General features: G+C 63.0%; 12 protein-coding genes and 1 tRNA gene. 5 read left to right on the forward strand and 8 right to left on the reverse strand.

The features are described 5' to 3' along the window. The coding region (locus I6F09_RS23185) for an Hpt domain-containing protein (RefSeq protein WP_225189114.1) at positions 1 to 847 on the reverse strand (847 nt) is incomplete at its 3' end. Between the two features lie 196 nt (positions 848 to 1,043). Further along, positions 1,044 to 1,697, reverse strand: a complete 654-nt coding sequence (locus tag I6F09_RS23190; RefSeq protein WP_036009803.1) for a histidine phosphotransferase family protein — start codon at positions 1,695 to 1,697, stop codon at positions 1,044 to 1,046. Positions 1,698 to 1,895: 198 nt separating this feature from the next. Between I6F09_RS23190 and I6F09_RS23195 the strand changes: the two genes are divergently transcribed. Continuing rightward, positions 1,896 to 2,726, forward strand: coding sequence for a 3'(2'),5'-bisphosphate nucleotidase CysQ (locus I6F09_RS23195; protein WP_225189115.1), 831 nt, complete (start codon positions 1,896 to 1,898; stop codon positions 2,724 to 2,726). 10 nt (positions 2,727 to 2,736) lie between these two features. Here I6F09_RS23195 and I6F09_RS23200 read toward each other — a convergent pair whose 3' ends face one another. After that, on the reverse strand, positions 2,737 to 3,222 hold the full coding sequence (locus I6F09_RS23200; RefSeq protein ID WP_036009801.1) for a YHS domain-containing (seleno)protein: 486 nt from the start codon (positions 3,220 to 3,222) through the stop codon (positions 2,737 to 2,739). A 139-nt stretch (positions 3,223 to 3,361) separates the two neighbouring features. Here I6F09_RS23200 and I6F09_RS23205 point away from each other — a divergent pair, with 139 nt between their 5' ends. The 4 genes from I6F09_RS23205 to I6F09_RS23220 all read left to right on the forward strand — a co-directional run bounded on the left by I6F09_RS23205 (position 3,362) and on the right by I6F09_RS23220 (position 6,322). Further along, positions 3,362 to 3,967, forward strand: a complete 606-nt coding sequence (locus tag I6F09_RS23205) for a DUF1134 domain-containing protein (protein ID WP_036009799.1) — start codon at positions 3,362 to 3,364, stop codon at positions 3,965 to 3,967. A 120-nt stretch (positions 3,968 to 4,087) separates the two neighbouring features. After that, the gene (locus I6F09_RS23210) at positions 4,088 to 5,386 is read left to right on the forward strand and encodes a hypothetical protein (RefSeq protein ID WP_225134796.1); all 1,299 of its coding nucleotides are present in this window, start codon (positions 4,088 to 4,090) and stop codon (positions 5,384 to 5,386) included. 159 nt (positions 5,387 to 5,545) lie between these two features. Continuing rightward, positions 5,546 to 5,620: transfer RNA gene (locus I6F09_RS23215), tRNA-Val, on the forward strand. A gap of 297 nt (positions 5,621 to 5,917) precedes the next feature. Further along, complete coding sequence (locus I6F09_RS23220; protein WP_225189116.1) at positions 5,918 to 6,322, forward strand: hypothetical protein; 405 nt, start codon at positions 5,918 to 5,920, stop codon at positions 6,320 to 6,322. Between the two features lie 59 nt (positions 6,323 to 6,381). On the opposite strand, the gene I6F09_RS23225 is transcribed toward I6F09_RS23220, so the two are convergent. The 5 genes from I6F09_RS23225 to I6F09_RS23245 form a co-directional block, all read right to left on the reverse strand. After that, on the reverse strand, positions 6,382 to 6,924 hold the full coding sequence (locus I6F09_RS23225; protein ID WP_225189117.1) for a 2'-5' RNA ligase family protein: 543 nt from the start codon (positions 6,922 to 6,924) through the stop codon (positions 6,382 to 6,384). Positions 6,925 to 7,200: 276 nt separating this feature from the next. Next, positions 7,201 to 9,120: a diguanylate cyclase gene (locus I6F09_RS23230; RefSeq protein ID WP_225189118.1), complete on the reverse strand. Its 1,920-nt coding sequence runs from the start codon at positions 9,118 to 9,120 to the stop codon at positions 7,201 to 7,203. Positions 9,121 to 9,418: 298 nt separating this feature from the next. Next, positions 9,419 to 10,258 (reverse strand): universal stress protein, encoded by an 840-nt coding sequence (locus tag I6F09_RS23235; RefSeq protein ID WP_225189119.1) that lies wholly within the window; start codon positions 10,256 to 10,258, stop codon positions 9,419 to 9,421. A 118-nt stretch (positions 10,259 to 10,376) separates the two neighbouring features. Continuing rightward, complete coding sequence (locus I6F09_RS23240) at positions 10,377 to 10,766, reverse strand: response regulator (protein ID WP_036009791.1); 390 nt, start codon at positions 10,764 to 10,766, stop codon at positions 10,377 to 10,379. A 14-nt stretch (positions 10,767 to 10,780) separates the two neighbouring features. Next, the gene (locus tag I6F09_RS23245) at positions 10,781 to 13,813 is read right to left on the reverse strand and encodes a GAF domain-containing protein (RefSeq protein WP_225189120.1); all 3,033 of its coding nucleotides are present in this window, start codon (positions 13,811 to 13,813) and stop codon (positions 10,781 to 10,783) included. Positions 13,814 to 13,942 lie beyond the last annotated feature (129 nt).

Genomic DNA, 13,942 nt, shown 5'->3' on the forward strand with positions numbered 1-13,942 from the left:
CGTTGCGGCGGGAGATCTCCAAGAGCTGGTTGCGGGTCAGGACCAGCTCGGAGACCATGGTCATCAGGTGCTCCAGCGTATCCACGTTGACGCGGATCGACTGGTTGGCGATGCGGTCGCCCTCGCCCGCCATCTCGTCGGCCATCGACTTCTTCGGCGCGGCCTTCTCCTTGGGCTTTGCGGCTTCCTTCGCCACGGGGGCTTCAGCCGCGGGCTCGGCCTTTGCCTCAGCCTGAGCAACGGGCACCGGCGCTTCGATCGCGGTCTCGCGGAAGGCGCGCTCGAGCTCGTCGAGCGAAACCTCGCCCGGACGCAGCGGACGCTCCAGGGTCTGATCGACCAGCGTGCCCATGGTCATCTCCTTGGCGGGGGCGGCTGCAGCGGCGGGCGCTTCCGGCACCAGCGGCGGCGCATCGGCAACGGGAGCAGCGCCGCTCGGCATCGGCTGCGCCGAGCCGGACATCGCCGCCATGCCCTGCTCGACCATTGCTTCCAGCTTGTCGATGAGATCGCGGTCGTTCCCCTCGGGCTCGGCCTCGGTCGCCTCCAAGCCAGCCAAAATCTCCTTGATGCGGTCGATCGAGGACAGGATCACCGTCACCGCCTCGGCGGTCACAGGCATGCCGTCGCGGAATTTGCCCATCAGGGTCTCGCCGGCATGGGCCAGCGCTTCCAGCCGCGGCAGGCCGAGGAAGCCGCAGGTGCCCTTGATGGTGTGGACCAGGCGGAAGATGTTATCCAGGATCTTGGCGTTGTTCGGCTCCTGCTCGAACTTCACCAGCTGATTGTCCACGGTGTCCAGGCTCTCGCTGGTCTCCGTCAGAAACTCCCGCAACAGATCATCCATGAAAACAGGCCTTCATACAGGAAGGGCGCGCACGAGGCGTGATGCGCCATTTCGGAATGGGGCCAGCTTCACCGCAAAGCGTTTAATATTGGTTGAGTATGTGCAAAAGAACGGCACCAACAAAGAGATAAGGCGCTCCGAACAAGCCGAAGCGCCTCGTAAAGAATCGATTAAGAGGTCGGGCGCGACGCGCCGTTTACGAAGCGGTAACGATGATGGCTTCGCCTTCCGGCTTGAGCGTCACGGTGAGCCCGCAGGCCTGCGCGAGCAGCCGCGTATAATAAGGCTGGATCGCATGCGCATCGGCAGCCGGCCCGCGCTCGCCGCTCAGGAGCTCGGAGATGTTCTGCGGCAGGCGTGCATTGTGTCCGGTCGCGGTGATGCGAAAGCTCATCACCTCGCCCTCGCCGACCGGATCGACCGTCAGCATGCCGCCGCGCGGGATCGTGTGCTGGGCGACGACCAGCATGTTGAGCAGCAGCTTGACGCGGTTCTTCGGCAGCAGCAGCCGCGGCAGATTCCAGGTGATCGAGCACTTGCCGTCCTCGATATGGCCCTTCGCCATGGTGTGGGCATCGCCGAGATCGATCTGCGCGCCGGAGGAGCCGGCCGCGCCGAAGGCAAGGCGGCAGAACTGCAGCCGGGCGGAGGCCGTCTTGGCGCTTTTGCGAATCAGGTCGAGCGCGAACTCGCGGTCCTCGGGCTTGGGATCGTCGTCGAGCACTTCGAGCCCGTTGACGATGGCGCCGACGGGGCTGATGAGATCGTGGCAGACCCGCGAGCACAGCAGCGCGGCGAGTTCGAGCATATCGGGAGCGGCAGTGGTCGCGGGCGACGAAGCGTCAGACATATAATGGGGTCCTGGAGGGTTCCTGGAATTGCACGGCGCTGGACGCCGCGAATCACGCATGCTTGACGGATGCTGCGGGTTCTAACATTCGCAACCCCGCGGCAGCTAGCTTGCGATCGGTTAGAGGCGGCCATAAGCCCGGGCGAATCGATCGGGGCGAATCAGTGGACGAGGAACGATATTGCCGACAGATGAGGCATGCAGGTGAAACGGATCATTGACGGAGCGGCCGCTGCCGGCCTGATGGAGCCGCTGACTGCGCTGGTGGTGAAGGCGGGCGAGGCGATCCTCGCCGTCAACCGCGCGGCCATGCGGATCGACGGCAAGCAGGATGGCTCGCCGGTGACCGAGGCCGACCTTGCCGCCGACCGCATCATCGCGGACGGACTCGCGCAGCTCGCGGGCGACGTTCCGACGCTGTCGGAGGAGCGGACCCAGCTCGCCTCCCCGCCGTTCCAGGGCAGCTTCTTCCTGATCGATCCGCTCGACGGGACCAAGGAGTTCGTCGCCGGCCGCGACGAGTTCACCGTCAACCTCGCCTTGGTGACGGACGGCGTGCCGCTGCTCGGCATCGTCTCCGCACCCGCACTCGGCCTGCTCTGGCGCGGCACCGTCGGCCGCGGTGCCGAGCGCGTGAGGTTCAACGGCGCGACGATCGCCGCCGCCGAGCCGATCCGCACCCGCAAGCTGCCGGCGCGCGGGGAGCCTTGGATCGCCGCAGTGAGCCGTTCGCACGGCGATGCCAGAAGCGAGGCGTTCATCGCCGACAGGCCCAATGCCGTCAGGATGACGTGCGGCTCGGCCGTGAAATTCGGCCGCATCGCGGAAGGCGGCGCCGACATCTATCCCCGTTTCGGGCCGACCTCGGAATGGGACGTCGGAGCCGGCTGCGCGGTCGTGACCGCGGCCGGCGGCAAGGTGACCGACGGCAAGGGCGGCGAGCTCCGATTTGGCCAGCGCAGCGATACCGGCTTCATCATCCCGGAATTCATCGCGTGGGGCGACCCGCAGGCGGTAGGCTGCGACTGACCAGGGCTCGTTACTGCCCGAGCTTCTCCTGCAGGGCCGGCCAGCGCTTGCCCACCTCATAGAGGAAGCGCTCGGGATCGGCGACGAAGGCGTCGCGATTGTCTTCCCGGCTGAACAAATAGAGCCGCTGCGCCACGATCGCGAAGAAATGCGGATTGGCGGGGACGGTGACGCCGCGGGCGATATCGACCGGATCGTAGCCGCCGAATTGCGGTCCGTAGATTTCGGGATGGGCCTGGAAAGAGGCGCGGTTGCCCTCGTTCCGGAAGCGCCAGACGGCCCCCCAGAGGTTCGCCTCGAACTCCGCCGTCCCCTGCACGGCCGCGCCGGCGACGAAATAAGCGACGGGGTCGAAGCCCTCAATGGCGACGCCGCTGAAGCGGTTGACGACGATCCGCTCGGTGGTGGCGGCGCCTGTCGGTCCGCCGGCACCGAGGATCCAAATGCCCGCCAGCAGGCAGAGGCGGCGGGCGATCAAGGCAATTCCGGGGCGCAAAGGGCTATCTTCCTGCCGTTGTGCCGTCATAGTTGCTGCGGATAACATCCGAGTCGAGGGGACATCCGGCGCAACCTAGGGCCATGCCTGTTGGCGTGAGGTTAAGGAAGCGACCGGATTCGGTACCAGGGGTTCTTTTATGACTTTCGCATCACGCCTTGCTGCGCTCGCGCTTGCCGCGATGATCGGCTGGATCGTGCCGGCCTCCGCCCAGCAGGCGCCGCCGCCTGACCTGCCGCCGCCGCAGCGGACCCCGACGCCCAATACCTATGGGCCGGACGAGCTCGTCACCGCCGGCCATCGCTTCTTCGGCAACGTCTCGCGCGGGCTCGCCTCGATCATCGAGAAGGCGGTCAGCCAATGGGGCCTGCCGAACGGCTACATCCTTGGTGAGGAAGGCTCCGGCGCCTTCGTCGCCGGCCTGCGCTACGGCGAGGGCACGCTCTACACCAAGAACGCCGGCGACTTGCGCGTCTATTGGCAGGGCCCCTCGCTCGGCTTCGACTGGGGCGGCGACGGCGCCCGCACCATGACGCTGGTCTACAACCTGCCGGCCACCAACGCGATCTACCAGCGCTTCGCCGGCATCGACGGCTCGGCCTACATCATCGGCGGCTTCGGCATGACGGCGCTGACCTCCAACAACATCGTGCTGGTGCCGATCCGCTCCGGGCTCGGCCTGCGCCTCGGCGCCAATATCGGCTATCTCAAATACACCCCGCGGGCGACCTGGAACCCGTTCTAGGCCCACGTCCTCCCCACTGCCCACCGATCAAGGTTAACGACAGAGCGGGGCTGGCTTTCTGCCGGCCCGCCATGGCATTGTCGTTGGTGAATTTTTCCTTAAGCTTGGGAGTTCTGGCCCATGGTCGAACCGATCATGTATCTGGCGATCGGTTTCCTGCTCTCGATGCTGTGCGGGCTTGCGATCGTGCCGCTGGTGCATAACCGCGCGGTGCGCCTGACCACGCGCCGGCTCGAGGCCGCCACCCCGCTATCGATGGCCGAGATCCAGGCCGACAAGGACCAGCTCCGCGCCGAATTCGCCATGTCCGCGCGGCGGCTCGAGATGAGCGTCGAGCAGCTCAAGAACAAGACCACGAGCCAGCTCGCCGAGCTCGGCAAGAAGAGCGACGCCATCAACCGCATGAAGATCGAGCTCGGCGAGAAGAACGCCACCATCTTCGCGCTGGAGGCGCGCGAGAAGGCGGTGAAGGAGCAGCTCCGCGCCACCGAGGAGGAATTCGCCGCCAAGACGGCGTCCTTGCGCGAAGCCGAGATCGCGTTGACGGACAAGCAGGCCGAGCTCGCCAAGATCAACTCCGAACTGTCCGACCGCTCGATGATGGCGGAGAGCCGCCAGGTCGAGCTGGTCGCAGTACGCGCGCAGATCGAGGAATTGAAGCACCGGGTCGGCGATGCCGAGAAGGAATTTGCCGCGACGCAAGCGCGCCTCGCACAGGAGCGCACCGAATCCGAGACCGCCTCGCGCGAGCTCGGCGAGGCGCGCGGCCGCGTCGAGAATCTGAGCCAGCGCGTCACCGAGCTCGACCGCCAGCTCATCGTGCAGGTCAAGGAGGCCGAGATGCTGTCGAGCCGCGTCGCCGATCTCGAAGGACGCCTTGCCACGCAGGGCAAGCTGCTCGCCGAGCGCGACTACGAGAACAACCAGCTGCGCCAGGCCAACGAGGCCAACGAGCGCACCATCAAGGAGCTGCGCGTCGAGATCGCGGGCCTCAGCGGCGGCAAGTCGTCGGCTGCGATGGAGCAGCTGCGCGCGGAAAAGGCCGCGCTGGAGGAGCAGCTGCGCAGCGCACGCGACGAACGCGCGAAACTCCAGCGCGACATCAACGCGATCCAGCAGCAGGCCGAGAGTTCCTGGGCGACCGAGCGCATGGAGAACGCGCTTCTGCGCGAGCGCATCAACGACATCGCGGCCGAGGTGGCAAAACTCGCGATGCAGCTCGAAGGCCCGAACTCGCCGATCGAGGCGCTGCTCGCGGCCGAGGCCGGCCAGCCGCCGAAGCCGGCGCCGCGCCCGGCCAACGACGCCGCGACGGGCGGCGCTCCAGCGCCCCGCCTGCCCGAAGGCGGTGGAACGCTGGCCGAGCGCATCCGCGCGCTCCAGGCCCACGCCTCCCGCGCCCGCCAGCAGGGCGCGTAACCGGCCAAAATCCGGCTTCCCCTGCGGAAGGCGCGACCTGACGAAGGTTTTCCGCCCCGGCGACGGCTTGAAAACTTGACACCTTGGGCCGGCACTTCTAAATCGCGGGCTCCGATGTGCCGGCCGGCCTAAGGTTGCGGCCGCCTGCATGATGGTCCCGGGCGCATAGCTCAGCGGGAGAGCGTTCCCTTCACACGGGAGAGGTCCAAGGTTCGATCCCTTGTGCGCCCACCACGCTTCGCCAAAAGGCTTCGCGTGGCGCAGCCACCCCCAATGGCAGCGAAGCGTGTCCGGCGTAGCTCGAAGAGCGTAGCCGGACTGCGGGTCTTGCTTCCGCTCTGTCAAAAACTCGAAAACAACCCCATGCACAGTAGCCGACCTCAGTCGGATCAATGGGTTGCGACTTTTCCGAATTTTTCTTGCTCCGTCGGGCAAAACAGGGGCATGATGGCATCATCGGGAGGGGCGCACGCTTGATGAGCATGCTGCGCCTGAGGGCCCGCACGGCATCGCCGGCTTAGAGATTCAGGGATGAGCTGGATGACGCTCCGCTCCCCTCGCCCTCCTTCGAAACTCTGGATACGAATCGCGATCGCGGTGCTTGCTGTGGCCGGCATCGGAATCGCGGCCATGGTTGGTCTCATCTGGTTCGCACTCGAAGGATTTGCCAGCTGCCGCTACATGGTCCTGAGCTCGACGCGGTCGCCCGACGGCACCAAGGCCGTGTTCGTCTTCAGGCAGGAATGCAACGCAACGGTTCCGGATTCCACATATGCGACCATCGCACCGATGGACCGGACCTTTTCACCTGATCGCAACCACGCATTCCTCGGCTTCGCCGGTCACGCGGAGATTCTACCCAGCTGGCGCGGGAGCAACGTCGTCGAAATTGCGATGATGCCAGGGGGTCGAGGGAGGCTTCATCCGGCACGATGAGAAGGTCGGCTCGATCCGGATCGACTTATGATCTGCGGGCTCGACGAATGATCACCACTTCACGGAGCCCGAGCCGGCAATCTCTGCTCCGCAACCACGCGCACTGGCGGAAAAGAAACGCAATCCACGACGTCGAACAGCATGCTGATGCTGCCGCTGAATGACTGCACGAAAGCGATCGCGTCATCGCGCTTTGCGTCGGCGATTTGTGTGCCGAGCGTGCAATGAGGTCGCCAGTTTTCCGGCCGATAATGCAGCCGACACAAGGCTGGATCGATTGCAGCGCTGATGGAAGCGTGCCACCGGACGAGCGTTTCATCGAACTCCGGCTCCGCCCAGAGCACGAGCGGCGGACCTGCGAACCAACAAATTCGCCTGAACGCGAGCTGCAATGGCCCTTCGCCTCCAACTGCGCGGAGCATGGCCTCCCACGCGGTCTTGGCGGTAATCTCGGGCGCATCATAAATGGCGAATGTAAAATGCGGCCGATAGCCGAGACCGATCATCGAAGGCTGGCTCTCAAACGCTGCTACTTCATCCCACAAGGCTTCGATCCGCTCTGCGGAGGAATCGTCGGACCGGATGTTGATCGCCAAAGCCATGCGCTTGGTTGCTCCGTGAGCCAAGGGATTTCTGTCTCGCCAGTGGCGACTAAACCATGTTGTCCCCCCGTCGAGCCGCTTGCCGCCCGGAATGTTCTTCCGCCAGATCTTGCGATGTTTTCCATGCGTGATGCGCCGACGCGCGGGCCATCAGCTTGGTCCAGTGTCAGAGACGTCCCTGACTGTGCAGGCCCTCGCCAAGTGCCGTCGATTGCCATCACGTAGCAGGAATGGGTCTCTCGAAAGCGACGCTGCGCCCGTCTCTTGTAGAGATCATCAGGAGGCCTGCTCCAGGTCGGATATCGACGGCACCAGTGAGGCCAGCTCCAAACCGGAAGACAAGATCGTGGAACTGGCGATCGTGGTATCCCGCCCCTGCGCCTTGGCATAGTAGAGCGCGATGTCGGCTTCACGGGTGAGCGTCAACTCATCGGCTGTCGTCTCGCTCTTGCCGGCGACCCCAACGCTTATGGTCACGTATTTTCCCGGCGAACGGGGATGATAGATGTGCAACCGCGTGACCAACATCCGGATCGCGTTGGCCACCCTGACCGCCCTTTCCTCGTCCACCCCGGGCAGGACCACGGCAAACTCCTCACCGCCATACCGCGCTGACAGGCCGCCCGTATTTGCGGTGGCGCCTCCGATCACCTCAGCAATACGCTGGAGGCATGCATCGCCCGCCTGATGGCCCAGGGCATCGTTGAAGCCCTTGAAATGGTCGATGTCGATGAGGAGAACTGACAGCACGAGATGCTTGCCATAGGTCTCGCGGATGAAGGCATCGAAGCTGCGCCTGTTCGCGAGCTTCGTTAGCCCATCGGTGGTCGCAAGCTGCGCCAGCTTCAAGTTGGCGGACGACAATTCGTCCTCAAGCCCCTTCTGCTTGGTGACGTCGCGCAGGACCCCAACAATCTCCAACTCGCTACCCACAGAGTGCTCGGCGAGCTTGAAGTGAGCCTCCAGCCACACCATGGCCCCGTCGCTGCGCCGCACACGGAACCGGACAGAGCTGTAAGCCTTCGCCTGTTTCAATTCTCGACTCGCGGCGATGACCTTTTCCCGATCGTCATCATGGACAACGTCGAGGCATGACCGGCCGAGAAAGTCATTCTCGGTCATCCCGAGCACAGTGGTCACGGACGCCGAGACGTATCTCAGGCATCCTTTTCGATCCATGACGATGACGATGTCCGCGATGTTGTCCGCCAACAATCGCAGTCGCGCCTCGCGATCGCGCAGCGTCCGCTCGAGCCCGGTCCGAAACCTGAATTGACTGCTCAGCAGTGCCGCCATCCCAATGATGATGGCCACTAGCAAGGCCGCTATGAGCCCATCCGAAATGAGGTCGGTCCGCCAGTTGGCGAGCACTTCGTTCTCGGATCGCGCCACAGTCACGACGGTCGGGTATTCAGGACCTTGCTCGTATGCGATGTATTTGGCGAGACCGTCGAACGGCGAGGTGATCTTGTAGGACCCGGAGGGGCTCTCGTTCAGGCGCTTCTGAAACAGCGAGGTGTCGGCGATCTTTCGACCAGCTTCCACCACCGGCCAGCGTGCGAGCAACGTTCCATCGGTGGACAGAAGGCTGATGCCGCCCTGACTGCCGACGCCGAATGTGGCGTAGAAGCTGCTGAAGTAGTCGCAGTCGACGGCGGCGAGCACCACGCCTGCGAAGTCGCCGGTCGCGGCGCTAATCCGCTTTGACAGGATGATGGAGGGGCGGCCACTCGTCCTGGAGATAATCGGCCCGCTCACGAGCATCTTCGAACCGGGATTGTCGCGATGATGAACGAAGTACGAGCGATCGGAATTGTTGTGGCCTGGCAGACGCTCGAACGATGAGTAGCGCCAGCTGCCCTCCGCATTCAGCACGCCAATCTCGCGGATCTGCGGCATGGAGCGCGTCGCCGCGACCAGGTGCGCATTGAACCGCTCAGGCAACGGATTCTGGTACTTCAGCAGGTCCACCATTCCCGTCATAGCCACGTCAGGGGCCTTGAAGGTGTTGGTCGCGTGCCGGGCCAGCGAGTGGGCCAGATTGCTCAGGTCCTCCTGTGCCCGGACCAGGGTCGCGTTACGGGCAACCGATGCCTTCCAGGCAACCAGGCCAAGGACGCACGCCAGCATGACGGCCAGGAAGGCGCCAACGACCGCTTGGGGCTTGCGGTGTATCGACTGATGCAATGACGCCATGACCATTCACCTGTTCGGCTGCACGTGGGATGATGATCGTCATCTTCCGCTACCAAGCCGCTAACGGGCGTGGACTACATTCAAGCAAGTGCAGGATATTGGCTAACACGTCATTGAGAATGCTGGCGGAATCCGGCAGCGGCCGTGGCACTACGGTAGCTCGACACCAATTTCATACACCACTTGCCGTAGATCAATGCAATGCGCCTGAACAACACGATCCTTTGCGCCCCGCGGACAAACGTTAATGAAATGATTTTTGCCTCACCAATGGCGATAAAACCAGGCCTTTTGCGCGCTAGTGAGCCATAAGGACGGAGATATCCGCGTGCTCCATGATATAGCTGGTCGCTCCACCGAATATCATCTGCCGTAGCCGCGTGCGGGTGAAGGCTCCTTTGATCAATAGATCGCAACCGTGTGCCCTGGCGGCATCGAGGACCGCCTCACCAGTTTCGCGCCCGTCCAGCTCAACGCTGATCAAGCTGGCCGCAATGCCATTGTATTGGAGTTGCCGAGCGATCTGACCGGCAGACGGTCCTGGCACCGCTTGGCCGCCGACAACGGTTAGGACCGATACCCTTTCGGCCAGACGGAGCAACGGCATGGCAAATGCGTTTGCCCGAGCTTGCTCGGTACTCCCGTTCCAGTGGATCATAATGTTTGTTGCGACGTTTCTTGGTCCATTCGACGGCGCCAGTAGAACGGGCCTGCCGCTCTCAAACAGCGCGGACTCAATCGCGCGGCGGTGAGGGCCCACCGCATCAATGTCAGACCGCGCCATCACGATCAGATCGAAAGCGCGCCCATAACTTCCGACAAAGTCTTCGCCCTCGGGCGCGGTCTCCAGCCAGCCGAAGCATGGCGGGTTCGACCCTGCGGTGGCGCGGGGAACATCATGCTTCAGCATGAATGCTTCGAAAAAGTTGCGCATGTCGTTCAGTTCGGCTTCGCTCTTCACTTGATACGTGTCCAGGAGAATGCCGGTGGCCAATTCGGCGGCCGCATATTGAGGGATGCCGAACCGGAGTGGAAAGCCTTCGATATAGGCGCCGGAGCGGCGCGCTAGGCCTACGGCCACAGCGAGCGTAGCTGTCATCATCGGAATATTCTGAAGCGGGACCAGGAGCGTCTTCATTTCGAATCTCCGATTTTCTGACGAAGATTGACGGTGGATGCATGCTCTCAATTGGGGCGGCGTCTGCAACAGCTTCACTTTGCGAGCCGCTCTGGTTTGCCACCGTCAACGGTTGCAATCATGCGGCCTGCTCAAGCCTCGCATCGATCTCCTGGCGCAGCGCGGCGAAGTCGATTGGCTTGGTCAACAGGTCGGCGGCGCCCTTCTCCAGCGCCTTGCGCTTGGTCTCGGCATCACCGTAGGCCGTGATCATGATAACCGGTACATCGGGGCGGGCCGAGCGCACGATAGGCAGCATCTCCAGTCCGCTCATTCCGGGCATGTTGATGTCGGACAGGATCAGAATCAGGGTGGCATCCGCAATCTCGGCCGCGCGCTGCAATGCCAGGGGCGCCGAGGATACAAACTCCATCAGAAAACGACCGGCGCGCAGATCGCGCCGAAACTGCTGGCGGAACAGCGCCTCGACATCGGGCTCGTCGTCGACCACCATGATATAGACGCTCAATTTCTGCCTCCGCTCTACAATGGTGCCGCCCGCGTACGCGGCAGCGTAATGATGAACTCGGTATATTCGCCCGGCTCGGTATCGACCTCGATGCTGCCGCCGTGCTGCTTCACGATGATGTCGTGGCAGATCGAAAGCCCAAGGCCAGTTCCTTCGCCGGCCGGCTTGGTCGTGAAGAATGGATTGAATATCTTCTCTCTGACGTCGGCCGGGATGCCGGTGCCATTGTCGCGAATGCGAATTTCGACGGCGCCGCCGAGGTCTGTGGTCGTCGCACGCAGCCTTGGCTCGAAGCCGTCACCGACGACCTCCTTTTGTTTGCTGGCCGCGTAGAAACCGTTTGAAACCAGATTGAGGAACACCCGCGTGATTTCCTGCGGATACAGCTCGAGGGCTCCCGCAGACGGATCGAGTTTTCTTTCAAGCGTGATATTGAAGCCGGCTCTTTCAGCGCGGGCTCCGTGATAGGCCAGGTTGAGACTTTCTTCGAGGATGGCGTTGATCTCCGCCGCGCGGCGTTCGCCGGACCCCTCGCGGGAGTGCAGAAGCATATTCTTGACGATGGAATCGGCGCGCGTTCCGTGCTGCACGATCTTTTCCAGGTTACCTTGCAGCATGTGGATCAGCGCGTCGATGTCCTGCCTTTCCACCTCGCCGAGGCCGGCTGAGCGCAGCGCGTCGCCGAGCTCGTCGGTCAGTTCGGAGGATAGCGCAGCAAAATTGTTGACGAAATTGAGCGGGTTCTTGATCTCGTGCGCAATGCCGGCGGTGAGTTGCCCGAGCGAGGCAAGCTTCTCGGTCTGGACCAGCCGATCCTGCGTATTTCGCAATTCCTCGAGCGATTGCGACAATTCCATGGTGCGCTCGCGCAGTTCATTCAGCAGGCGTGCATTCTCGATCGCGATCACGCCCTGGTGTGCGAAGTTGGACACGAGCTCGATCTGCTTGTCTGTGAAGGGTTTCACTTCCTGGCGGAAGATCGTGATCGTGCCAATCAGCTCATCTTCCTTGAGCATGGGAACGATGACGAGGGTCCTTGCGCCGGCAAGGTCAGCGAGCGCGCGAACATTGGGGTTGCCTTCGATATAGGGCGGCTGCGTCCTGATGTCGTCGATATGAACGGTCTGATGACTCTTCTCGACGGTGCCGAGCCCGCTCGCGGGATGTGGGCGAATGTTCTGGTAGAGCCGGGTATCGACATAAGCTTGCGGCGCGTTGTGCAATGCGACCGTGCGAAAGCCGCCCTCCTCGTACAGATTCATGGTGCCAAAGCCGGCGCCGCAAATTCGCGTCGCATTCTCCAGCATCTTGTGGAAGACCGGAGCGAGCGCGCCCGATGAAGCGCTTATGATCTCCAGCACCTCCGACGTTGCCGTCTGCCGCGCCAGCGATTCATTCAATTGCTCGAACAGACGCACATTGCCAATGGCGATCACCGCCTGGTCGGCAAAGGTGGCGACGAGTTCGATCTGCTTTTCGGTGAAGGGCTGCACGCGCTTGCGGGCGACCACGATCGCGCCGATCGGCTCATTTTCGCGCAGAAGGGGAACACCGAGCGCCGTGCGCTGACCAGCGATCGTGATCGACGCCTCCAGGCCGTATTCGGGATCGGCAGCGACGTCGAGGATTTGCACCGGACGGCGTTCGAGGACGGCTCGACCCGTGACCGTGCCCCGGCCGGGAGCGATCGGATGAGCCCGCAGAAAGGCAATGTAGTCCTCGGAAAACCCGACCGCTGCTCCCGCCTGATATTCATCGCCCTCGCGGCGCATGATGAAGGCCATCTCCGCCTCGCACAGCCGTGCCGCCGAATCGACCAGCGTGTCGAGCACGGTTTGCAGGTCGAAGGTCGAGCGGCTGATCACCTTCAGCACGTCGGCGGTCGCGGTTTGCTGCTGGAGCGATTCGGCGAGATCGCGCGTCTTCGCCTGTACCTCATCGAACAGCCGCACATTCTCAATCGCGATCACTGCCTGATCAGCGAAAGTGGAGACCAGGTCGATCTGCTTGTCCGTGAACGAGTTCGCGGTCTTGCGGCCTAGGAATAGCACGCCGATCACTCCTCCGGACCGCAGCAGGGGTACGCCCAGAAGGGTGCGGTAACCGCCGGCCCTCTGTTGCTCGGGATAGGCATAGTCGGGATCGACCAGGACATCCGGAATCTGAACAGCCTTGCCGCACAGCAGGACGCGCCCAACGAGGCTACCGCGTCCAGCATTGAGCCGAACGCCCGCCGAGACCTTGGCCCACTCCGGCGAGAAATTGTACCGAGTTGCGTGATAGAAGGAGCCATCGGCGTCCTGCCGGAGGATTGCCGCCATGTCGGCCCCACACAGCGACGCCGCCGATTCCGTCAGCGTGTCGAGAACCGTTTGCAAATCGAACGCGGAGCGACTGATGACTTTCAACACATCGGCGGTCGCGGTCTGCTGCTGCAGCAATTCCCGCAAGTCGTCGGTACGCGCCTGCACCTCGTCGAACAGCCGCACGTTCTCTATGGCGATGACGGCCTGGTCGGCGAAGGTCTGCAGAAGCTGCACGTGATGCGGAGCGAAGGCCCCCGGCTCTGCCCGCGTGACGCTGATCATGCCGATCACCACGCCGCCAGTCGCGAGCGGAACGAACAACATGCTGCGAAAGCCGCGGGCGCGCGCGATGAATTTGATCTCGTTCGTCAACGCTTCCGTATCGGGGGTCGGCACCACCTTGCCCGCCTGTGTCCTCGCAAAACTCTCGAAATCGGTGATCGGACGCGGAAACATCTTCTTCAAAGCTTCATCGGCGGCAGAATTCGTCGGCGTGAACGCCGCCAAGTGGGCATTGCCGTCGATGAAGCGGAATACGGTCGTCGAAAAGCCGCCGAGCAAGGCATTTGCGCGCCTCGCGATTGCATCGAATACCGGCTTCACCTCCGATGGCGAGCTGGCAATGATCTTGAGAATGTCCGCGGTGGCGGTCTCGCGATCTTGTGCGGCGCGCAACTCGGCCAGGAGCCGCGCGTTCTCCTGCTGCAATTCCGCCACAACGCCCTGAGGAAGCGCGGCCATGATGAAAATCCGTGTCGGCAGCCGGTTCGCGGCCGACGTCAAAATTTAATCAAGAAAGCGCCGGGAATTATTTCACCATCAGGTGCTTCCGACCAGACATACCGTGAGTTGATTTTCGATCGACTACGC

The organism is Bradyrhizobium sp. IC3195, assembly GCF_020193585.1.
In the GTDB taxonomy this organism is placed as follows: Bacteria; Pseudomonadota; Alphaproteobacteria; order Rhizobiales; family Xanthobacteraceae; genus Bradyrhizobium; species Bradyrhizobium yuanmingense.

Coding starts and splice junctions, on each gene's coding strand:
- I6F09_RS23190 (WP_036009803.1), bottom strand. CDS start 1,697: ATGTCTGACGCTTCGTCGCCCGCGACCACTGCCGCTCCCGATATGCTC.
- I6F09_RS23195 (WP_225189115.1), top strand. CDS start 1,896: ATGCAGGTGAAACGGATCATTGACGGAGCGGCCGCTGCCGGCCTGATG.
- I6F09_RS23205 (WP_036009799.1), top strand. CDS start 3,362: ATGACTTTCGCATCACGCCTTGCTGCGCTCGCGCTTGCCGCGATGATC.
- I6F09_RS23210 (WP_225134796.1), top strand. CDS start 4,088: ATGGTCGAACCGATCATGTATCTGGCGATCGGTTTCCTGCTCTCGATG.
- I6F09_RS23220 (WP_225189116.1), top strand. CDS start 5,918: ATGAGCTGGATGACGCTCCGCTCCCCTCGCCCTCCTTCGAAACTCTGG.
- I6F09_RS23225 (WP_225189117.1), bottom strand. CDS start 6,924: ATGGCTTTGGCGATCAACATCCGGTCCGACGATTCCTCCGCAGAGCGG.
- I6F09_RS23230 (WP_225189118.1), bottom strand. CDS start 9,120: ATGGCGTCATTGCATCAGTCGATACACCGCAAGCCCCAAGCGGTCGTT.
- I6F09_RS23235 (WP_225189119.1), bottom strand. CDS start 10,258: ATGAAGACGCTCCTGGTCCCGCTTCAGAATATTCCGATGATGACAGCT.
- I6F09_RS23245 (WP_225189120.1), bottom strand. CDS start 13,813: ATGGCCGCGCTTCCTCAGGGCGTTGTGGCGGAATTGCAGCAGGAGAAC.